General features: G+C 74.1%; 22 protein-coding genes. 18 read left to right on the top strand and 4 right to left on the bottom strand.

The genetic code is table 11. From position 1 onward, the window contains the following. From ABZW14_RS14905 to ABZW14_RS14865, 9 genes are all read left to right on the top strand, one after another. A complete protein-coding gene (locus tag ABZW14_RS14905) occupies nucleotides 1-1509 on the top strand; it encodes a hypothetical protein (protein ID WP_355345545.1) in 1509 nt (502 codons plus the stop codon). Continuing rightward, nucleotides 1506-2816, top strand: a complete 1311-nt coding sequence (locus ABZW14_RS14900; protein WP_355345542.1) for a hypothetical protein — start codon at nucleotides 1506-1508, stop codon at nucleotides 2814-2816. Before ABZW14_RS14905 ends, ABZW14_RS14900 begins: the two co-directional genes overlap by 4 nt. Then, nucleotides 2813-3856, top strand: a complete 1044-nt coding sequence (locus ABZW14_RS14895) for an aminoglycoside phosphotransferase family protein (RefSeq protein ID WP_355345539.1) — start codon at nucleotides 2813-2815, stop codon at nucleotides 3854-3856. Before ABZW14_RS14900 ends, ABZW14_RS14895 begins: the two co-directional genes overlap by 4 nt. Beyond that, a complete protein-coding gene (locus ABZW14_RS14890) occupies nucleotides 3801-6167 on the top strand; it encodes a glycosyltransferase (protein ID WP_355345536.1) in 2367 nt (788 codons plus the stop codon). The genes ABZW14_RS14895 and ABZW14_RS14890 overlap by 56 nt, the downstream gene beginning before the upstream one ends. Beyond that, nucleotides 6164-6976 (top strand): polysaccharide deacetylase family protein, encoded by an 813-nt coding sequence (locus tag ABZW14_RS14885; protein WP_355345533.1) that lies wholly within the window; start codon nucleotides 6164-6166, stop codon nucleotides 6974-6976. The genes ABZW14_RS14890 and ABZW14_RS14885 overlap by 4 nt, the downstream gene beginning before the upstream one ends. A gap of 40 nt (nucleotides 6977-7016) precedes the next feature. Then, nucleotides 7017-8360 carry a hypothetical protein gene (locus ABZW14_RS14880; protein ID WP_355345530.1) on the top strand — a complete coding sequence of 448 codons (1344 nt, stop codon included), beginning with the start codon at nucleotides 7017-7019 and terminating at the stop codon, nucleotides 8358-8360. Further along, entirely contained in the window at nucleotides 8357-10219 is a 1863-nt protein-coding gene (locus tag ABZW14_RS14875; protein ID WP_355345527.1) for a hypothetical protein, read from the top strand. The genes ABZW14_RS14880 and ABZW14_RS14875 overlap by 4 nt, the downstream gene beginning before the upstream one ends. Nucleotides 10220-10295: 76 nt before the next feature. After that, on the top strand, nucleotides 10296-10634 hold the full coding sequence (locus tag ABZW14_RS14870) for a hypothetical protein (protein ID WP_355345524.1): 339 nt from the start codon (nucleotides 10296-10298) through the stop codon (nucleotides 10632-10634). Further along, nucleotides 10631-10843: a hypothetical protein gene (locus ABZW14_RS14865; RefSeq protein ID WP_355345521.1), complete on the top strand. Its 213-nt coding sequence runs from the start codon at nucleotides 10631-10633 to the stop codon at nucleotides 10841-10843. The genes ABZW14_RS14870 and ABZW14_RS14865 overlap by 4 nt, the downstream gene beginning before the upstream one ends. A 53-nt stretch (nucleotides 10844-10896) precedes the next feature. On the opposite strand, the gene ABZW14_RS14860 is transcribed toward ABZW14_RS14865, so the two are convergent. Continuing rightward, entirely contained in the window at nucleotides 10897-11538 is a 642-nt protein-coding gene (locus tag ABZW14_RS14860; RefSeq protein ID WP_355345518.1) for a TMEM175 family protein, read from the bottom strand. 84 nt (nucleotides 11539-11622) lie between these two features. Here ABZW14_RS14860 and ABZW14_RS14855 point away from each other — a divergent pair, with 84 nt between their 5' ends. Further along, a complete protein-coding gene (locus ABZW14_RS14855; protein ID WP_355345515.1) occupies nucleotides 11623-11877 on the top strand; it encodes a DUF2188 domain-containing protein in 255 nt (84 codons plus the stop codon). A gap of 155 nt (nucleotides 11878-12032) precedes the next feature. After that, nucleotides 12033-13262 carry a helix-turn-helix domain-containing protein gene (locus tag ABZW14_RS14850; protein WP_355345512.1) on the top strand — a complete coding sequence of 410 codons (1230 nt, stop codon included), beginning with the start codon at nucleotides 12033-12035 and terminating at the stop codon, nucleotides 13260-13262. A 4-nt stretch (nucleotides 13263-13266) separates the two neighbouring features. On the opposite strand, the gene ABZW14_RS14845 is transcribed toward ABZW14_RS14850, so the two are convergent. Next, nucleotides 13267-13497: a potassium transporter TrkA gene (locus ABZW14_RS14845; RefSeq protein WP_355345509.1), complete on the bottom strand. Its 231-nt coding sequence runs from the start codon at nucleotides 13495-13497 to the stop codon at nucleotides 13267-13269. Between the two features lie 44 nt (nucleotides 13498-13541). Further along, complete coding sequence (locus tag ABZW14_RS14840; protein ID WP_355345506.1) at nucleotides 13542-13766, bottom strand: hypothetical protein; 225 nt, start codon at nucleotides 13764-13766, stop codon at nucleotides 13542-13544. Between the two features lie 523 nt (nucleotides 13767-14289). Here ABZW14_RS14840 and ABZW14_RS14835 point away from each other — a divergent pair. From ABZW14_RS14835 to ABZW14_RS14805, 7 genes are all read left to right on the top strand, one after another. After that, nucleotides 14290-15105 carry a rod shape-determining protein gene (locus tag ABZW14_RS14835; RefSeq protein WP_355345503.1) on the top strand — a complete coding sequence of 272 codons (816 nt, stop codon included), beginning with the start codon at nucleotides 14290-14292 and terminating at the stop codon, nucleotides 15103-15105. A 31-nt stretch (nucleotides 15106-15136) separates the two neighbouring features. Beyond that, complete coding sequence (locus ABZW14_RS14830) at nucleotides 15137-15451, top strand: TraR/DksA C4-type zinc finger protein (RefSeq protein ID WP_355345500.1); 315 nt, start codon at nucleotides 15137-15139, stop codon at nucleotides 15449-15451. A gap of 57 nt (nucleotides 15452-15508) precedes the next feature. Next, nucleotides 15509-16288 carry a helix-turn-helix domain-containing protein gene (locus tag ABZW14_RS14825; protein WP_355345497.1) on the top strand — a complete coding sequence of 260 codons (780 nt, stop codon included), beginning with the start codon at nucleotides 15509-15511 and terminating at the stop codon, nucleotides 16286-16288. Beyond that, nucleotides 16285-16674 (top strand): VOC family protein, encoded by a 390-nt coding sequence (locus ABZW14_RS14820; protein ID WP_355345494.1) that lies wholly within the window; start codon nucleotides 16285-16287, stop codon nucleotides 16672-16674. The genes ABZW14_RS14825 and ABZW14_RS14820 overlap by 4 nt, the downstream gene beginning before the upstream one ends. A gap of 97 nt (nucleotides 16675-16771) precedes the next feature. Next, nucleotides 16772-17368 carry a hypothetical protein gene (locus ABZW14_RS14815; RefSeq protein ID WP_355345491.1) on the top strand — a complete coding sequence of 199 codons (597 nt, stop codon included), beginning with the start codon at nucleotides 16772-16774 and terminating at the stop codon, nucleotides 17366-17368. Between the two features lie 11 nt (nucleotides 17369-17379). After that, nucleotides 17380-19380: an ATP-binding protein gene (locus ABZW14_RS14810; RefSeq protein ID WP_355345489.1), complete on the top strand. Its 2001-nt coding sequence runs from the start codon at nucleotides 17380-17382 to the stop codon at nucleotides 19378-19380. Next, complete coding sequence (locus ABZW14_RS14805) at nucleotides 19377-20021, top strand: response regulator transcription factor (RefSeq protein ID WP_355345487.1); 645 nt, start codon at nucleotides 19377-19379, stop codon at nucleotides 20019-20021. Before ABZW14_RS14810 ends, ABZW14_RS14805 begins: the two co-directional genes overlap by 4 nt. Before the next feature lie 42 nt (nucleotides 20022-20063). Here ABZW14_RS14805 and ABZW14_RS14800 read toward each other — a convergent pair whose 3' ends face one another. Continuing rightward, nucleotides 20064-20984 carry a LysR substrate-binding domain-containing protein gene (locus ABZW14_RS14800; RefSeq protein ID WP_355345484.1) on the bottom strand — a complete coding sequence of 307 codons (921 nt, stop codon included), beginning with the start codon at nucleotides 20982-20984 and terminating at the stop codon, nucleotides 20064-20066. Nucleotides 20985-20997: the final 13 nt, after the last annotated feature.

The raw sequence follows: 20997 nt of genomic DNA, 5'->3' as shown, positions 1-20997 counted from the left end.
ATGACCCGTACCCCCCGTCGCCGGCCGGGCCTGTCCGGGCCGGCCGGCCGCCGGTGGCTCGTCCTCGCCGCGGCCCTGGCGGCGATCGCGCTGCTCGTGACGTTCGACCGTCCCGCCCCGAACCGGCCGGAGGACGCCGGAGGCCTCCCGATCGGCTCGGACGCGGCCGGATACGACTGGTCGGCGCCGCAGAGCCACCGTCCCGACCCGGGCACCCTGTCCCTGGGCGTCACGCATACCCGCTACTCGATCGACGACTGGGGCAGCGCGCCCGCCCTCACCTCCGCCAAGGCCGTCCTGACGGCGACCGCCAGCTACCAGAATCAGCACATCCTCGGCTGGGGGGCGGAGAACCCGCAGCCGAGCCCGGGCAGGTTCGACTGGTCCTCCCTGGACCGGCGGATGAAGCTGATCCGGTCGACCCGCGGCACCCCGGTCATCACGCTCTGCTGCGCCCCGGACTGGATGAAGGGTGGCCGTCCCGGGCAGACCGACTGGAAGCGGCTGGAGGTCGCGCCCCGTCCCGAGCACTACGCCGACTTCGCCGCGCTCGCCGCGGCGGTCGCCAGGCGCTATCCGGACGTCCGGCACTTCCAGGTGTGGAACGAGATGAAGGGTTTCTGGAACGCCGCCGGGAACCGCTGGGACTACGAGTCCTACACCAGGCTCTACAACCTCGTGTACGACGCGCTCAAGGCGGTGGACTCCACCATCGCCGTCGGTGGCCCGTACGTCGTCATCGACATCTGGGCCGACGCGAAGAACGCCAGTCACCCGTCGGCGCTCGCCGGCACCTGTGGCGTCGTCGACCAGCGCGGACTCGACGCGCTGGACTACTGGCTCCGGCACAAGCACGGCGCGGACTTCGTCGCCGTGGACGCCGGGCTGTCCACCCGCGACCAGGACACGATCACCGCGACCACCACCAGCGGCGAACTCTTCGGCGCGCTCACCCGATGGCTGCGTCAGCGGACGTCCCTGCCGATCTGGTGGAGCGAGTTCCACGTGGGCCGGGCCGATGCCGCCGGACAGCAGAAACTGACCGCGCGGGCCGTCGCCGCCCTCCTGCACATGGCCGACCAGGGCGCGGCGGCGGCACTGATCTGGGAACCCCAGGGCGACACCGCTCAGCCGCACGCGCCCGCGCTCTGGACCTCGACGAACGGCGACGGCGGGGGACGGCCCCTGGCGTACGGGGAGGCGGTCGCCCGGTTGCAGCAGGTGCTCGCCGGCCGTACCGGACCCGACGCCGTCTCGTGGCCGGCACCGGAGCTGGGCCTGGCCTGGGGCCGGGAGGGCGTCCTCCTGGTACACAACGCAGGCGACCGGATCGACCTGCAGATCCAGGGACGGCCGTTGAGCCTCGGGCCGTACGAGGTCCGCTACCTCCCGCTGCGGGCCGGCACGCCGGTGGAGTTCGGGGTCCCCGGGCCGACGGCGCCCACCGCACCGGCGGGCCCGTGCCTGCGCGTGACCGACGCGGCCGCACCCTCGGCGGAGACCCGATGAGCGGCGACGACCTGACCATGCCGGCGAGGACCGCGGAGTGTCCGGCGCCGCCACCGCCGCCCCGATCGGCGGGGACCACGCACGGGCTGGTCCGGGCGGTGCTGGCCGGCCTCGACGGGGCCGGCGTGCGCTGGTGCCTGCTGCGGGGCGGTCCCGAGGCGCTCACCGGCCCCGGCGACCTGGACCTCCTGATCGCACCGGCCGATCTCGCGCGGGCGGTCGCCGTCATCGAGACCCACGGCCTGATCCGCCTGGCCGGTCACGGCCGGGGCAGTCACCGGTTCTTCCTGGGGCTCGACGAGGCCACCAGCTCGTGGATCGAACTCGACCTGGTGACCGAACTCGCCTACGGCCGTCATTTCGAGGTGCGCATCCCGGTCGCCGGGCAGTGCCTGGACCGCCGGGTCCGCCAGGACGACGTGTGGGTGCTCGCACCCGGGGACGAGTTCTGGGCGCTGCTGCTGCACTGCGTGCTCGACAAGGGCACCGTCGCGGGGCACCACCTCCGTCGTCTGCGGCATGTGGAGGACCACGCCGCCCTCGACGGTCCACTCCCCCGGGCGCTGCCGGACCGGACGGCTCGGATGGTCCTGGCGTACTGGCGGGCCGGTCGTCCGGTGGCACTGCCGTCCGTACGCCGGCAGCTGCTCGCCGCCTGGTGGCGGGCCCGTCCGATCGGCGTCGCGCGCCGTGTCGTCGGCTCGGCCACCCTGCGCGCGATCGAGCGGCCCCTGCAGGCGTGGAGCCGCCGAGGCGCGGACATCGCCCTCCTCGGCCCCGACGGGGCGGGGAAATCCACCCTGGCCCAGGGCCTCGAATCGGCGTTCTACTTTCCGGTTCGCCGGGTCTACATGGGGCTGTGGCCGTCGACCGAGACGCCGCGCAGCGTTGCCGAGCAGGCCGTACGTGTCTCCCTGCGCCCGTTCACCGTGTGGCGCCGGTACCTGACTGCCCTGCGCCACCGGCTCCTGGGCCGGACGGTGGTCTACGACCGGTACGTCTACGACGCGCTGCTCCCGCCGCGCGGGCCGCTGGTGTGGCTCAAGTGGCCGTACTTCCAACTGTTGAGCCGGCTCTGCCCGGCACCCGACGTGGTGCTGCTGCTGGATGTCCCGGGATCGGTCATGTACCGGCGCTCCGGGGAGTACGACCCGGAGCACCTCGAGCGGGAACGCGAGCAGTACCGGCGGCTGCGCCGGCGCATTCCGCACCTGGAGCGGGTGGACGCCGACCGGGCGCCGGAACTCGTGCTCGCCGACGCGCTCGGCCGGATCTGGCGGCACTACGTCGAGCGGAGGACGCGGTGAGGAGCGCGGTCCAGTGGGCGCAGCCGGTCCTGCGGGACCGGCTCGCCTCCTGGCTGCACCGGCCCGAACGGAGCTGGACCGCCACGGTCGCTCCGCGCCTGGTCGCCCGGGCGACCGCCACCGACGACACCTGGTGGCGGACCGAGACCGTCACCTTCACCAGCACGTCCGTCGCCGTGGCGGCGGTACGGGGCCGCGGCACCGACGGCCGATACATGGTCAAGGTGCCCTGGACCGGCCGGGCCGTCGAGGGGCTGCGGCGCCAGACCGAGGTGCTCGACCTGCTGCGGGCGGACCCGCGCCTGCCCGCCCTGCGCCCGGTCCTGCCGTACTGCGCGGCACAAGGGGAGATCGACGGGCGCTACTACTGCGTGGAGGGGGCGCTGCGCGGCGCTCCGGCGAGCGGGATGATGCTGCGGCGTACCCGGCGGGGCGCGCTGCTCGCCTCCGCCGGCCGGGTCATCCGCGATCTCCACGCGCAGACCCGGGAACGGACCCTGCTCGACCGGGCCGCCGTGACGGGGTGGGTGGACGCCCCGCTCCGGCGGCTGGAGGAGTTCTTCGCCCGCCATCCGCGCGGCGGTCGGCTCCTCGACCCGGTCCGGCGGCTCCGCGAGGAGCTCATGGTGGCCCTCGTCGGCCGCACCGTGCACACCTCCTGGATCCACGGCGACTTCTGGCCCGGCAACCTGCTGGCCACCTCACTGGACGGTCAGGTGACCGGAATAGTCGACTGGGACCAGGCCGCGGACCGGCAACTCCCCCTGCACGATCTGCTGCACCTGCACGTCCTCGCCCGGCGGCTGGCCCGCGGCGACGAACTCGGCGAGATCGTCGTCCACGCGCTGCGGCACGGCATCGACCGGACGCTCGACGTCCCCGCCGGCGAGGTGGCCGACTGGCTGGACGACATCCCACCGCGCCCGGCCCTCCTCCTCTACTGGCTACGCCACATCCTGCTCTTCCTCGACTCCGAAGGTGACCATGACGATCCACGCTGGGTCCGCAGCAACGTCGAACGCGTCCTCGTCAACGTCTGAGCCGATCACCGTCCTCGTTCCGGAAGCACCGGCCGGGTCCGGCGCGGCCCCGGCCGTCTCCGTGGTCATCTGCGTCTACACCGAGCGGCGGTGGCACCAGATCGTCCGGGCCGTCGGCTCCGCGTTGGCGCAGGAGGTGCCGCCGGCACAGGTCGTCGTGGTCGTCGACCACAACCCGGCGCTGCTGGAGCGGGTACGCGCCACGTTCCCCGAGCTGACCGTCGTTCCGAGCACCGGCCCGCGCGGCCTCTCGGCGGCCCGCAACACCGGGCTGGCCCGGGCGACCGGTGAGATCGTCGCCTTCCTCGACGACGACGCCGCGGCGGAACCCGACTGGCTGGCCCGGCTGCTGCCGCACTACCGGGACGAGCGGGTGCTCGCGGTCGGCGGCCACGCCCTGCCGGACTGGGAGGAGGCACGGCCACGGTGGCTGCCCCCCGAGTTCGACTGGGTGGTCGGGTGCAGCTTCACCGGCCAGCCCACCGAGGTCGCCCCCGTGCGGAACGTCATCGGCTGCAACATGTCCTTCCGGCGGTCGGTCCTGGACCGCACCGCCGGCTTCGACCCGGCGCTCGGCCGGGTCGGCCGGACCCCGGTCGGCTGCGAGGAGACGGAACTCTGCATCCGTATCCGGGACCTCGAACCGGACGGCGTGGTGCTCTACGAGCCGGCGGCCCGGGTGCGGCACCGGGTGACCGCGGACCGGGCGACGTGGCGCTACTTCCGGCAGCGGTGCTTCTCCGAGGGGCGTTCCAAGGCCGTGGTCGCCCGGCTGGTCGGCAGTGACGCCGGGCTCGCCACCGAGCGCACGTACACCCGCCGCACCCTGCCCGCCGGCGTGCGCCGCGGGCTGCGCCAGCTCCGGCACGGCGACCCTGCCGGGCTGGTGCGCTCCGCGGCGATCGCCGCCGGGCTGCTGGTCACCGCCGCCGGCTACGTCTCCGCCCACGCCCTGCGCGCCCCCCAGGCGATGAGCACGCCGGTCCCCCGGCGCCGGGCGGGTCCGGCGCCGGTTCGGGTGGTCACCGTCGAACTGTCCGAGGGGGTGCCCGACATACCCGACACCGGCGGGCCGGACGACACCCGGTACGGCGTCGCGCAGGTCCTGGTCCGGCTGCACGGGCAGCCGCTCGGGCTGGTCGAGGTCCCGCTGCCAGCCGGCGGGCTGGCGGCGCCGGCGCTCACCGCCGCCATCCGGTCCCGGCTGGCCGCGGCCATCGACGCGCACCGGCGGCACGACGGCCTGTCCACGCTCGACCGTCTCGACTCCACACCGGCCGCGGAGGCCGGCGGCGCCGGATCGTGTCCTTCGCGCCCACCGGCGGCGGAGCACCCCCCGTTCGTCAGCGTGGTGGTGCCCACCTGTGGACGCACACCGCTGCTCGAGTCCACCCTCGACTCGCTCGCCGCGCTCGACTACCCCGACTACGAGATCATCGTCGTGGACAACGCGCCGCGGGTCACCGAGACGGCGCGAATCGTCGCCCGGCGCGCCGCCGGCGATCCCCGGTTCCGCTACGCCGGAGAGCCGCGACCCGGCGTCGCGCACGCCCGCAACCGGGGTCTGGCCGAGGCTCGGGGCACGATCGTGGCCTACGCCGACGACGACCTCGTCCTCGACCGGGGGTGGCTGCGCAGCCTCGTCGACGGCTTCACCGACGACGGCGTCGCCGCGGTGACCGGCCAGGTCCTCGCCCGGGAACTGGACACGCCGTCGCAGATCTGGCTGGAGCAGTACGGCGGCTACGGCAAGGGCTGCCAGCGGCGGCGGTTCGACCGGGCCGGGTTCGCCACGATCGAGGCGGGAGCCACCCGTCGGGTGGACCCTCCCCCACGGTCGCTGCACCCGTACCTGCCCGGCTCGTACGGCTCCGGCGCCAACATGGCGTTCCGCAGGGACGCGCTGCTGCGGCTGGGCGGCTTCGATCCGCGGCTGCGCAGCGGGGAGGACATCGACGTCCTGCTGCGGACGGTGCTGGCCGGACACGTGCTGGCGTACGAGCCGGGGGCCATCGTCTGGCACACCCACCGACGGGAGATGCGGGCGCTCCGACGGACCATGTACTCGTACGGGGCCGGCCTCGGCGCGGTGCTGACGAAATGCCTGGCGAACGACCCCACCACCCGGCGGGAGCTGCTGGCGCGGCTGCCCCGTGGCGTCGCCTACGCCCTGCGGCCCGGGTCGGCGAAGAACGACCGCAAGCAGAAGGGCTATCCCACCTGGCTCACGGCCGTTGAACTCTGTGGGCTGGCGCTCGGACCGGTCCACTACGCCGCAGCCGCGGTCCGATTCGCGAGGAGCCGCCCATGAACCCGGCACCGGAGATCGTCCCCGTCCTCTGCTATCACAGCGTCGGAGACCTGCGCCGCGACGGCACGTTGCGCTGGTCGGTGTCGCCGGGCGACTTCGACGAGCAGATGGCGCTGATCCGGGCGCGGGAGCGCACGCCGATGACCGTGAGCGACTACGCGGCCGTGCTGCGCGGCCTGGCCCCGCTGCCGCCGCGACCGGTGCTGGTCACCTTCGACGACGGCTTTCCCGACCTCGCCGACACCGCGCTGCCGGTGCTCCGCCGGCACGGGCTCACGGCGACGGCGTTCGTCATCGCCGCCCGGGTGGGCGCGACGCCGTCGCCGGGCGGGGATCCGTCCCTCGACTGGGACCAACTACGGGACCTGCACGCGCACGGCGTGGAGATCGGGTCGCACAGCCGCAGCCACCGCGCCCTCGACTGCCTTCGCCGCACCGAACTGCGGCAGGAGGTCGCCGGGAGCCGGCAGGTGCTGGAGGACCGGTTGGGAATTCCGATCCGGTCCTTCGCCTACCCGTACGGCTACCACAGCGATGCCGTGCTGGCCGCGGTGCTCGCCGCCGGTTACTCCTCCGCCTGTGGCGTCAAGAACGCGCTGAGCCACCCGGGCGACAACGTCTTCGCCATCGCCCGGGTGCTGATCGAACGCGACACCGGTGCGGCCGGCATCGGGGCCCTGCTCGACGGCACCGGCCGACCACTGGCCTGGCACGGCGAGCGGTTGCTCACCAGGGGCTGGCGCGCGTACCGACGGGCCCGCCACCTGGTGCACGCCGCGCAGCCGCGGCTGAGCCGGCAGACGTCGTGACCGTTGGGAGAGCACGCGGGACGGGAGGAGGGCTGATGTCGTGAGCGCCCCACGAGCCGGGACGGCGGACCCGTCGGTGGGCCGCGCGACCCCCGCCGTCGGCACCGTCGCCGCGCCGATCGGCGTCCGGCTGCGGCAGCACCTGCGCGACCCGCTGAACGGCAACGTCTACGCGCTGATGCTCAACACGGCGGTCAGCTCACTGCTCGGCATCACGTACTGGGCTCTCGCCGCCCGCCTCTACTCGCCGGCCGAACTCGGCGTGGGGGCGGCGATGGTGTCCACGATGACATTTCTCAGCAACCTCGCGCAGCTCAATCTGAACGGAGCCCTCGCCCGGTTCCTGCCGGCCGCCGCCGGTCAGGGCAGTCGGCTGGTCGGATACTCCTACGGGCTCACCTGTCTCGCAGCGCTCGCCCTGAGCGGCGGTTTCCTGCTGCTCGCCCCCCGGGTCAGCGACCGGCTCGGCTTCCTGGACCGCACTCCCCTGCTCGCTCTGGCGTTCGCCCTGTCCGTCGCCGGCTGGTGCGTCTTCACCCTGCAGGACAGCGTGCTGACCGCCCTGCGCGGAGTCGTCTGGGTCCCGATCGAGAACACCGTCTTCGGGCTCCTCAAGATCGCACTGCTGGTGCTGCTCGCCGGGGCCATACCGAGCCTGGGCATCTTCGTCTCGTGGAACCTGGCGGTCATCGCGGCGCTCGTCCCCATCAACGTGCTGGTCTTCCGCCGGCTGCTGCCCCGCCAGCGGGGGCGCCACACCGGAACGCCACTGCCGGGCCGTCGGGTGCTCGCCCGGTTCGTGGCGCTGGACTACGTCGGATATTTGTTCATGCAGGCCGGCACGAACGCCCTGCCGTTGATCGTGACCGCCCGGCTGGGCGCCGAGGCCAACGGCGTCTTCTACGTGGCCTGGCTGCTCGGCGGCTCCCTGGAGCTGGTGGCGTACCACTTCGGCACCTCGCTCACCGTGGAGGCCGCCGCCGACGAATCGCGGCTCGCGGCGTACGCACGGCAGGTGCTGCGGCGGGGCCTGCTGCTGTTCGTGCCGGCGGTCATCCTGCTCTGCGTGTCGGCGCCGCTGCTGCTGACCCTGTTCGGCACCGGCTACGCCGCGACCGGCTCCGGCATCCTGCGGCTCTTCGCCGTCGCGGTGCTGCCCAAGCTGGTGCTGACCGTCTTCGTCGCGGCCTCCCGCGTGCAACGCCGGGTCGGGCGGATCATCGCCGTGCATGCGGCCACGAGCACGCTGGTCCTGTCGCTGGCGCTGGTCGCCATGGACGAGATCGGGGTCGTCGGGGTCGGCGTCGCCTACCTCGCCGGGCAGGTCGTGGTGGCGGGCGCCGTCCTGCCGTCGATGATCCGGCTGCTACGGCGCGCGTCGTGAGCGGTGACGGGGCGCTGCTGGCCGCCGCCCCCGCGGCAGCCGCCGGTCAGCGGATCCGGGACGGCCTGCTCGCCGGCGTCGAGTGGGCCGTGCCCGCGGCAGCCCTCGCGCTCGGGGTCTGGGCCCTGCGGCGGGGGGACGTCGCCGACATCGGGTCGCTCGGCCTCATCACCGCGCTCCGGCCCGAGCTGTACGCCGCACTGGCCCTGCTGACCGGGAGTTTCCTGCAGGGCGTCCTCCGCACCCGCCCGGCCTCGGACGCCCTGCTCGCCGCGCACGTGGTCGTGCTCGTCGTCCTGCTCTTCGGTGCGGCCCCGATCATCGAGCCGCTGCCGCGCATGATCCCGGGCTGGCTGCACGTCGGCTTCGCCGACTACATCGCCCGTACCGGTGAGACGCTGCCGGAGCTGGACGCCCGCTTCAGCTGGCCCGGATTCTTCGCGCTGACGGCCATGGCCACGCGGGCGGCCGGGCTGCCGGACGCCATGCCGCTGCTCGCCTGGGCGCCCGTGGGGTTCAACCTGCTCTACGGCGTCGCGGTGTTCCGGCTGGCCCGGCTGACGTCGGCCGACGCCCGGACGGCGTGGCTCGCCCTCTGGCTGTTCGTTCCCGCCAACTGGGTGGGGCAGGACTACTTCGGCCCCCAGGCGCTGAACTACCTCTTCTACCTGGTCCTGCTGATGCTGCTGCTGCGCTGGTTCCGGCCCGCCCGGCACGACGGCAGCCGAAGCAGGCGGTCCCGGCGAAGCCCGGTCGGTCGGCTGCTGCGCCTGCTCCGGCTGCCGCCGAGGCCGCTGTCGCTCGAACCCGTGGCCCATCAGGCCGGCCCGGCGTCGCTGGTCGGCCTGGTGGCGGTGGTCCTCGCCCTCTTCGCGGCCAGCACCGTCAGCCATCAGCTGACCCCGATCGCGATCGTGGTGTCCGTCGGTGCGCTGACGCTGGTCCGCCGGTGCACGCTCCGTACGCTGCCGGTCCTGCTCGCCGTCGTGCTCATGGCCTACATCAGCTACGGCGCCGTCGTGTACTGGGCGGGGCACCTCGACGACATGTTCGGCTCCTTCGGACAGGTCGGCGGCACCATCAACGACGGGGCGGTCGAACGGGTGCGGGGCGACGCGGGTCACCAGGTGGTCGTGCTGCTGCGGCTCCTCTTCACGGTGTCGGTCTGGGGGCTGGCGGCCGCCGGCGCGTGGCGGCGGCTGCGCCGGGGTGATGCCGACCTGGGTCTCCTGGCGCTCGCCGGGGCACCGTTCCTCCTCCTGGGGATGCAGAGCTACGGCGGCGAGATCTTCCTTCGGGTCTACGCCTTCGCCCTGCCGTTCATGGCGATCCTGCTGGCCGCGCTGCTGGTCCCGGTGTGGCCGGCGCGGCGTCGCGTCGCCTCGGCCCTCGTCGCGGGCGTGCTGAGCACCGTGCTCATCGGCGCGTTCTTCGTCGCCCGATACGGCAACGAGGCGTTCGAGCAGGTACGCCCGGCCGACCACCGGGCCGTCGAGTGGCTCTACGCACACGCTCCGGCGGGCGTCTCGTTCGTCTCGGTGACGTCCAACGTCCCCTGGCGGGCGCAGGGCGTCGAACGGTACCGGTACCGGCCCCTCGGCGAGGACCTCGGGCCGACGAGCGTCGTGGCGATCGAGGAGGAGATGCGGCGCAACCCGAAGGGCGCGTACCTGATCATGACGAAGGGGCAGTTCGTCTTCGCGGAGTCGTTCCTCGGCAAGCCGCGCGGCTGGGGCGAGACCCTGGAACGCCAGGTCGTCGACTCGGGACGGTTCAGGCTCGTCTACACCAACTCCGGGGCGAGGGTCTATGTCCTCAGCAATGACGAGAGGGGCGGCGGCGGTGACCGAGATCGTTGAATCCCGTACGGCCGAGGATCGGGGTCTGCCTGCTTCCGCTCGGACGGACCTTCCGCTCTCGCCCTGGCCGCCGTTGGTGACGCTCCTCGCCGGCGCCGGCGTGCTCAACCTCGTTCTCTGGGACGTGCCGGGCATCCTGCGGGCGGTTGTCGTCCTCGGCTATCTCGCCGTGGCGCCGGGGCTGGCGTGCGCGCGCCTGATCCGGATACCGGACGGTTCCAGCCGGTTCGTCGTCGGCGTCGCGCTCAGCCTCGCCCTCGGCATCCTGGTCGCGCAGGGGATGATCCATCTGCACCGGTTCTCACCGACGCTCGGGATCGCCGTCCTCACCGCGACCGCGTCGCTGGCCGCCCTGATCGAGCTGGGCCGGTGCGGGCTGCGGCACCGCCGGAGGCGACGGAGGGCGGCGGAATGATGGACGTCGCCCTCACCGTGGCCCGGGCCGGGCCCGTCCAGGCGGCCGTCCTCGCCCTGCTGATGCTGGCCCTCAGCTCCCGGATCGTGGTGCAGCTCACCGGGCGGCCGGCGCGGCGGAGGACCCTGCGGATCCTCGACCTGGTCGCCGCACCGTTGCTGGTCGCGTTCGTCGTCATCATCCTGCAGCGGTTCCGTGACCTGAGCTGACGAGGCCGGAGATGCCGGTGCGGCCAGGTGTGGCCAGGTGTGGCCGCGCCGCCTCAGGCCGGGGTCTCGTGCTCGCGGACCGCCCGGTCGATGCGCCGGTCCGGCACGATCCACAGGATCGCGGCGCCGACGAAGCACGCCAGGGCGATCCCCACGCCGACCCGCCCGCCGCGGTCGACCAGCAGGGCGCTGAGGATTCCCGCGCCGTAGAACGCCGGGGAGATCTTGCCCTTGACGTCCCTGCCGATCGCCCGGCGCAGCGGCGAGTCGGCTCCCTCCTGCCGGATGATGACCGTCTGCAGCACGAAGTACGCGACGGCGGCAGCGAGCAGGTTCAGTCCGTAGATGACGACCGGGGTCCGCGCGAACCTCGACTCGTCCATCCAGCCCGTCGTGAACGGGAACAGCGACAGGCAGAACAGCAGCCCGAGGTTGGCCCACAGCACCCGGCCGCTGATCCTGCGTACCAGGTGGAACATGTGGTGGTGGTTGTTCCAGTAGATGCCGACGTAGACGAAGCTGAGCAGGTACGTCAGCAGCCCCACGCCGGCCGTGTGCAGCAGGTCGGAGAACCGGTGGCCCTCCGGCGTCCTCAGCTCCAGCACCATGATCGTGATGATGATGGCGAGCACGCCGTCACTGAACGCCTCAAGTCGACTGGTCGGCACCGTGCCACCGCCCTTCCCCGGGGTCACGATACGCAGGCCGACGTCGGGGCGGCGGGAGCCACGACCACGTTTCAAGGTGTACCCGGGCCGGGCAGATATTCGTGACCGACCATGACGACCAGAAAGGCCGCGACCATGGCGAAGGGCGACATCGAAACGTATCCGCAGGACGGCCAGTGGAAGAACCGGCCGGAGGGCAACCAGCGCGCGAGCAGCGTTCACGGCACCAAGGAGGAGGCGGAGGCCGCCGGCCGGGACATGGCCAAGAAGCGGGACGCCGAACACGTGATCAAGAAGCAGGACGGCACCATCGGCGAGAAGAACACGTACCCCCGCAGCCGCGACCCCCGGGAGATCCCCGGCTGAGCCGCACGTACACCGCGAGGGCCGTCATCCCGTGAGGGGGACGGCCCTTGCCGCGTGCAGGATGCTGTCGAGAGCCGGCCGGCACGCCGTGCCCCGGCCATAGGCTGGACGGATCGGGTCGGCGTTCGGTGCCGGCCCCGCACGGGGAGACCGCGATGACCGAGAGCGTCCGCCGACCGGCTGCGGCCGGGGGCCGCGGCGATGACGCCTGGCTGACCGAGGTGGCCCGCGGGGCCAGCGCCGATGCCGGCGGCGTGCCGGTGGAGTTGCTCGGCGACTATCTACGGCTGTTGACGGACGCGGCGGTGACCGGCCGTCGGCCGCGCCGCGGCGAACTCGACGCGGTGGGGGCGCTCGGCCGGCGCGCCGCCGAGCAGGGGGTGTCCGCGGGCCGGGCCGTCCGTCTCTACTTGTCCGCGGCACGGCGGCTCTGGCGGCACCTGCCGCACCTGGCGCGTTCCACCGACAGCGAAGCCGTACGCGCGGCCGCGGACGCCGTGCTCCACGTGGTCGACACCGCCGTGGCCACTCTCGCCGAGGGCTATGCGGCGGCCCGCCGGGACCTGGTCCGCCGGGAGGAGACGCTGCGCCGCGAACTCGTCGACGACCTGCTGCGTGGCGACTCCGACCTGGGCGGGCTGGTGGAGCGGGCCGAGCCGTTCGGGCTTGACCTGGCCCGGGTGCACCAGGTCGCGCTCGCCGCGCCGGGTCACCGGCTGCCGGACACCGAGGCGGCGATCAGCGCGCTGGAGCGGGTGATCTTCGACCGGTTGGGCGACCGGGACGTGCTGGTGGCCACGAAGGAGGGACTGCTCGTGGTGATCGCCCCGGCGGACACGGTGACGCCCGACCGGGGCGGAGGCGACGGCGGGCCGGCGGCAGACCTGGGGCGGCTGATGCACGGCGAGCTGGACCGTCTGGTGCGGGGCCGGCCGTGGCAGGTGGCGGTGGGCCGCCCGCACCCGGGCGTGTACGGCATCGCCCGGTCCTACGAGGAGGCCCGCGAGGCGCTCACCACGGCGCGGCGACTGCACGCCGACACGCCGGTGATCGACGCCCACGACCTGCTCATCTACCGCGTCCTGCTGCGGGACCAGGCGGCGATGGTGGACCTCGTGCAGGCGGTGCTGACGCCGCTGGGCCAGGCCCGGGGCGGCGCCGAGCCGCTGCTGGACACCCTGAACGAGTACTTCGCCTGCGGCGAGGTCGCCACGGAGGCAGCCCGCCGCCTGCACGTGTCCGTCCGCACCGTCACCTATCGACTGGACCGGATCCGGGCGCTGAGCGGCTACGACCCCGCCGATCCCCGGGACCGGTTCACCCTGCACGCCGCCACGCTCGGCGCGCGGGCACTGGACTGGCCGCGCCGGCCGCTGCCTGCCTAGCGGGTCAGGCCGGCACGGCGACCAGCTCCGGGAAGCCGAGCAGGGCGGCCAACGCGCTGGCCTCGGCACGGGTGAGGCTGAGGCTGATCATGCAGTCGGGATCGTCGGGGTCGTCGTGGACGACGTCCCGGCGGTCGCCGGCCTGGTACTCCACGACGCCGATCCGGCGGCCCTGCCCGGTCGTGAAGGTGTGTCGTACTCCGATACCGGGCAGCGTCGTGCGTTCGATGTGCACAGGGGAAGCTCCTTGCGGGACGGCTGCCCCGGAGCGGGCCGGCGCTAGGGCAGCACGGTGGACGGTCGGGCGGCTCGCACGACGGCCGGCGGCGCCCGATCGGCCGACCACGCGGGAACGCAGCCCGCGACGGCGCGGTCCAGCCGGACGACGATGCACATGCCGAGCGCGCAGCCGGCCCGGACCGCCGCGACGACAACCGCCAGCACGGCCAGCATCGACAGCGCGAAGGGCCGCCCGACGCCGACGGGGTGCTGGTGGTTGCGCATGCGGCCACCATAGCCTCCGCCAAGAATCGTTCGAGGCCCGATGCCGGGACGCCCCCGGGGAGGAGGCCGGCATCGCGGACCGCCACCAACGGTGATGGCGGCCGGACGGCAAGCGATGGTGTTCTCCGGCAGCCGGCAATCAGGCGGGCACTTGTTGGCCGGTCACGGGCAATGCCAACCCTCTGCTTCCGCGCGACGCTGGAGGTCCGACGCGGTACCCGAGCAGCGAGGAGGCGGTGATGATGACCCGCACGCCGGTGGCTACGACGCCGCCCGTGTCCGCCGGTCGTCCGCGGCTGTCCCGGCTCGGACCGGCCCGGATTCCCGGCCCGCCCGGCGGCCCCGTCCGCGGGACCGGGCACGTGCCCGCGCCGCCGGCGCAACGCCGGCGGCCCTGAGGCCCGGCAGGCCGACGCCGCCGAGCGCCGCGGCCTGACGGTCGACCGGAACGGCCCGGCCACCCTCCCACCGCACACCGCCCGTCCGTCGGACGGCGGGGAATCCCACCGTAGAAGAGGTCGGTATGTCCGGCAACGTCACTTCCGTTCACCCTTCGGACCGCACCGGGATGCTGGTCGGCCGGTCCCACACCACCCGCCCGGCGGTGGCCGTCGGCCCCGAGCCCCTGGCCGTGGACCTCGGCAGCGCCCAGCTACGGATCTGGCTGGGACCCGGCGGGGTGCTCAGCGTCCCGGTCGGTCAGGGCCTGCGGACACCGGTCGTGCGGCGCGGACGGGTCGTCGACGCCCCGGCCTGTGCCACCGAACTGCGGCGGCTGCTGCGCGACCACCGCGCCCCGGTACCGGTGGGGGCGCTCGTGGTGGCCTGCCGGCCGGTCCTCGCCACTCCGGCCGACCAGGAAGCGACACGCCGCGTGCTCAACGCCGTCCTCGCGCCCTCCCGGCTGCTCTTCGTCGACAGCGTGCGCGCGGGCGCCATCGGCGCCGGCGCCGCCGCCGGCACCCTGCTGCTCGCCGACATCGGCGCCCAGCTCACCGAGGTGGCGCTGCTGGAGAACGGCCGGGTGGTCGCCGCCCGGCGCGCCGAGGTCGGCACCCGAGACCTGAACCACTCGGTGACCGCCACCATGCTCGCCGACGCGACGACGCGGCTGGTCCGGGAGCTGCGACAGGAGCCGGCCCAGCGGCTGCTGGTCCGCGCCGCCCTGGCGCGGGGCGTGATCGTGGTCGGCGACGGAGCGACCCGGCCCGACCTGACCGCGCGGCTGGTCGCCACGCTGGGCGCGACCGTGCACCGCGCCGCGTCACCGCGTACCGCCGCGCTGACCGGCGCCGGCATGGCCGCGGTCGCGGCGACGCGGCACCCGGCGAGCGACTGAACCCGACCATCCTCCGGAGAGGAGCACCACCATGACGCACACCCTCAACGACCGCACCGAGATGCTGCGCGAGCTGCTGGAACGCCAGTTCGGAGAGCACACCGACCAACTCACGGAACTGACGCTGCACGCGCGGCAGCGTGACCACGGCGGCCACGACCCGGACACCCTGCGCCGGCTGATCGAGGTGGCCCAGCGCGGCATCGCCGACACCGCACAGGCGCTGAGGCGGATGTCCGAGGGCAGCTACGGCGTCTGCGACGGCTGCGGCCAGGACATCCCGACGGCCCGGCTGGAGATCCTGCCCTCCGCCCGCCACTGCGTGCCGTGCCAGCAACGGAGCTGACGTACGGTCACTGCGACGGTCCTATCGATCAAACAGGTTTGATGTATCCTCGCAGTCGTGGGTGCGTCCGGGGCGGCCGCCCCAGCGTTCCTGCGGCTGGCCGCTCATCCCTTGCGCTGGCGGCTGCTGACCGAGCTTGCCGGCAGCGACCTGCGGGTCCGCGAGCTGGCCACGCTCGCCGGCGAGCCGCAGAACCTGGTCTCCTACCACCTGCGGCTGCTGCGGGACGGTGGTCTGGTCACCGTCACCCGGAGCAGCTTCGACGGCCGCGACAGCTACTACCACCTCGATCTGGACCGCTGCGCCGAAGGGCTCGCCGGCGCCGGCACCGCCCTGCACCCGGCCCTGCGGCCAGGCAGCGGCCCGCCGCTGCCCGCCGGCCGCCCGCGGCGGGCGCGCCGCCTCGCCGTGCTGTTCGTCTGCACGGGCAACAGCGGCCGCTCACCGATCGCGGAGGCCCTGCTCGGCCAGCACACGGCGGGACACGTCGAGGCGAGCAGTGCCGGGATCCGGCCGGGGCCGCGCCTGCATCCCGGTGGCGTGCGGGTACTGCGGGAGCGGTACGGCATCGACGTCGCCGGTCAGCGCCCGCGCCACCTGGACACGCTGACCGGACGCCGGTTCGACTTCGTGATCACCCTGTGCGACCGGGCCCGCGAGGCATGCCCCGACTTCCCGCACCACCCGTGCCGCATCCACTGGAGCATCCCCGACCCTGCGTCGGCCGGTGACCGCGGGCAGGCCGACCATCGGGCCTTCACCCGCACCGCGGCCGACATCGACACCCGCATCCGCCATCTGCTACCCGTCCTCGAGCAAAGGGGGTCCGCGCCATGACCGGAAGCCACGGGTACGCCAGCGTCCGCTACGTGGTTGACGACGTCGCGGCAGCCGTCGACTTCTACACCACCCACCTCGATTTCCAGTTGGGCGCCGACGCCGCGCCCGCCTTCGCCGAGGTGGTCCGCGGCCCCCTGCGACTGCTGCTGTCGGGGCCGGTCAGCTCGGGTGCCCGAGCCACCCCCGCGGACGCCGCCACCCCCGGGCGCAACCGCATCCACCTCACCGTCGACGATCTGGCCGCCGAGATCGCGCGGCACCGGGCAGCCGGCCTGCCGTTCCGCAGCGAGGTCGTCGCCGGCCCGGGCGGGCAACAGATCCTGCTGGCCGACCCCGCCGGCAACCTGATCGAACTGTTCCAACCGGCCGGTCAGACGGGCTGAGAGGAATTCCCGGACCGGTCGGGAGCCTGCGCCCGTGCCACCCGGGAACGCCGGCCCGCACCCTTTCGAGCCAGGGACAGCTCGGAAGGAGAGCGCAATGCGTACGTTGATCGAAAGACTGGCCCGGCTCCCACTGGGCGCCGTCGGCCTCGCCATCACCGCCTGCGCGGTGATGGCCGCCGGACATGTGCTGCTCGTGCGGCACGTCCACGAGACGGGCGGCGAGGAGTGGCCGCAGTGGGTGGCCCGGCTGACCATCGAGACCTACTGGGGGTTGCTGCCGCTGGCGTTCCTGGCCCTGTGGGCCCGGCGGCGGCAGCGCACCGGCCGCCTGGGCCGGATCGGCGCGGCGCTGCTGGCCTTCGGGCCGGTCACGGCGCTGCTCATCGCGCTCGCCGCCGTGGTCTGGGGCGGGATCCTCGGTCGTGGTGACCTGCCCGCCTCGGTGATGTCGCTCGAGGCGCTCTTCTACGTCATGATGCTCGGCGTGCTGGTGACCGGTCTGGCCTTCGTGCTCGACCGCGGCGTGCGCTGGTGGGGGGCCATCCTGATCGTCGGCCTGCTGGCGGATCTCGTCATGCCCATGGCCCTGTCCGCCGTCTACGCCGTGTTCGGGCTCCTGCTGCTGGTCACCGCACTCCGGTCGCACGGCGAGGGCGTTCCGGTCGAGCCGGCCGTCGAGCCGGCCCGCTGAGGAGGTACGCGATGAGCGGAGCTGCGGTGACGGCGGGGGCGGGCGGCCTGAGGGGGAGCCTGCGCGCGGCCGCCGTCACCGCGGTCTTCGCCCTGGCGGCCGTCACCGGCGGGTTGCTCGTCATCGTCGTCGGGCCGGGCGGCAGCTGGACCCTGGCCAGCAACATGGTCCACAGTCTCCTGCTGCTGGCGGCCGGCTGGTGGCTCCGGCGCAGCCCCGACGGCCGGGCCGTGGGCGGGCTGCTGCTCGGTGCCGGGGCCTCCGGCGCCGGCGCGGTGTTCGCAGCCGGCTGGACCGCGCTCGGCTGGCCGGGCTGGCAGGTGGCGGCCTGGGTGCAACTGTGGCTGTGGGCGATGTTCGTCGTACCGCTGTTCACGGTGCTGCCGGGTATCTTCCCGGACGGGCGGCCGCCGACGCCGGCCTGGCGCTGGGTGCCCTGGCTGGGCGTCGCGGCCACCGCCGTGACCGTGCTCGACGGCGCGCTCGGGCCCGGCCCGCTGCCGACCCCGGACCAGCCGGCCAACCCGCTCGCGGTCGGCTTCTCTCCCGCGCTGGCCCTCGCCTCGGCGGTCGCCGTCGGTGCCGCCGTTCTGGCGGCGCTCGCCAGCCTCGCCGTCCGCTGGCGCCGCGGGAACCGGACGCAGCGCCAGCAGTTGAAGTTCCTCTGGTACGGGGTCGCTCTGGTGCTCACCATCGAACTGGTGGGCGGGCTGATGCCGCGCCCGGTGGCCCAGGTCGGCTACTTCCTCATCCCGGTGCTGCTGGTCGGCGCGATCGCGCTCTCCGTCCGCCGGTACCGGCTGTACGACATCGATCCGTTCATCCGGCGCACGGTGGTCCTCGCCGCGCTCACCGCGCTGATCTTCGCGGTCTACCTCGGCGTGGTCTCGGTGCTCGGTACCGCGGTCGGCCCGGCGCCGGGGCTGGCGCTGATCGCGTCCGCCGTGGTGGCCGCCACCGCGGACCCGGTGCGGCGGCGGGTGCAGCGGGCGGTCACCCGCTGGCTGTTCGGCCAGCGGGAGGAGCCGTTGGAGGCATTGGCCGCCCTGCGCGGGCAGTTGCGGGCCGTCGCCGACCCGGCGGAACTGCCCGGGACCACCGCCACCGTGGTGGCCCGCGCGCTGCGCGCCCCGTACGTGTCGGTCCGGCTGCTCGCCGACGGCGTGGGCGAGGAGGTGGCCCGGGTCGGCACGCCGCTCGGGGAGCCCTCGGTGGAGGTGCCGCTGGAGTGGCGCGGCGAGCTGGTGGGGACGCTCACGGTCGGCCCCCGGGTGCCGGGCGAGCCGTACGCCCGCGCCGACCTGGCGTTGCTGACCGAACTGGCGCACGGGATCGGGTCGGCGCTGCACGCCGTCCGCCTCGCGACCGAGTTGCGGGTGGTCCAGGAGCGGGCGGTGCACGCCCGCGCCGACGAACGCCGCCGCCTCCGGCACGACCTGCACGACGGCCTGGGGCCGCTGCTGTCCGGCATCGGGCTGGCGCTGGACGGGGTGCGTCGGGACGCCGGCGTGGACGCTCGGCTCGCCGCCGACCTGCAGGTCATCTCCGGGCAGGTGCGTTCGGCGGCCACGGCGGTGCGCCGCATCATCGACGCCATGCAACCCGCGGCGGTGGCCGACCTCGGCCTGGTCCGGGCGGTCGCCGAGCACCTCGACCGGTGCGCGGCGCTGGCTGGTGCGCCGTCGTTCCGGTACGTCCACCGGAGCGTGGCGGACGCCGACCTGGCGCCGGCGGTAGCGGAGGCGGCGTATCTGGTCGTGCTGGAGGCGGTGGCGAACGTACTGCGGCACGCCCGCGCCGCCACCTGTACCGTGTCGCTGACCGGGGGCGGGGGGCTCGGGGTGCGGGTGGACGACGACGGGTGCGGCATCGGCGAGCGGTACGTCGCCGGGGTCGGGACGGGCTCGATGCGACGACGGGTACGGGAGCTGGGCGGCCGGTTCGAGCTGGGCTCCCGCCCGGGTGGCGGCACCCGGGTGGCGGCGGTCTTCCCGGCCGGAGGGCGGCGATGAGCGATCTGCGGGTGGTGATCGCCGACGACCATCACGTCTTCCGGATGGGGCTGCACCGGCTCCTCGACAGCGTGCCCGGGATCGCCGTGGTGGCCGAGGCGGCGGACACCGCCGGGACGGTGGCGACGGTCCGCGAACACGATCCTGACGTGGCGATCATCGACCTGCACATGCCCGGCGGGGGCGGGGTCGAGGCCACCGAGCAGATCCGCAGCCAGAACCCGCGGACCCGGGTGCTGGTGCTCACCATGCACTCCGACCACGTCATGGTCCGCCAGGCGGTACGCGCCGGAGCGCGGGGCTACCTGCTCAAGGACGCCGAACCCGAGGAGATCATCCGCGCGGTCCGCGCCGTCCACGCCGACCAGGCCATCTTCGACTCGGGGGTCGCCGACCGGATGCTCGCGGCGCTCACCGAGACCGGCCCAGCCAGACCGTTCCCGCAGCTCACCGACCGGGAGTTCGACATCCTCGCGCGGATGGCCGCCGGGCAGTCCAACCAGGCCGTCGCGGCCCGGGTCGGGATCAGCACGAAGACCGTCCAGAACCACGTCTCGAACATCCTGCTCAAGCTCGGCGTCGCCGACCGGGCGCAGGCGGTGGCCCGGGCACGCGACGCGGGCGTGCACCGGCCGGGCTGACCGCCCCCTCCGGTCCCCTGCCCCGGTGGAGCCGGCCGGCCGTCAGTCCGCGGAGGCGGCCGCGGCGATCGCCAGCAGTTCCGCGCCGAGGGCGGTCGGGGTGCGGCCCAGCCAGAGGGCGTGCAGCGGGCGGGTCAGTGGGAGGCCCTCGACCCGGAGCTCGACCAGCTCTCCCGCGGCGACGGCAGGCGCGGCCGCACGGGCGCTAATCACACCGATGCCGCCACCGGCGCGGACCGTGGCGAGGATCGTGGTGGTCGAGCCGAGGGTGATGGCGTGCGGCAGCGACGGCGCGAAGCCGAGGGCGTGCGCGATCGCGTTCAGGAACGTATCGCGGGTGCCGGAGCCCGGTTCGCGCAGCAGCAGTGGCTGGTCGGCGAGATCGGTGGGCCGTAGTGCGCGCCAGGCGTGCGCGGCGAGGGGGTAGCCGGCGGCGACGACCAGGGCGAGCCGGTCGTCGCCCACGACGCGGGCGGTCAGGTCGGCGGGGATGTCGGGTGACTCGACGAACCCGAGGTCCGCCGCGCCCGAGCGGACCGCCTCGACGACGCCGTGGCTGTTCGCCACGTCGGCCGAGATGTCCAGCCCGGGATGGGTGCGGCGCAGGCCCAGCAGCCAGGCCGGCAGCAGGTACTCGGCCACGGTGAGGCTCGCCGCGATACGCAGCCGTGCCTGCCGGTCGGCGCGCAGCGTGAGAACTCCGTCGGCGAGGGTCTGCGCGGCGTCGATGACGGTGCGCGACCAGGCGACGACCGTCTCGCCGGCGGGCGTGAGGAGGCTCCCGCGCCGCGACCGCACCAGCAGCGGTACGCCGAGCCGCCGCTCCAGCTTCGCCAGTCGCGCGCTGGCGCTGGGCTGGCTGATCCCGTGCGCCTGCGCCGCGCGCCCGACGCTTCCCGTCTCGGCGACGGACAGCAGGAGGTCGAGCGCCGGCAGGTCGCTTATCCAGGGCGGCAGTGGCATCCCGCGCAGTCTG

This window comes from Micromonospora sp. NPDC004551 (genome assembly GCF_040609975.1).
Taxonomy (GTDB): domain Bacteria; phylum Actinomycetota; class Actinomycetes; order Mycobacteriales; family Micromonosporaceae; genus Micromonospora.
The sequence above is the reverse complement of the archived record's forward strand: the minus strand, read 5'-3'. Positions and strand labels throughout refer to the sequence as shown.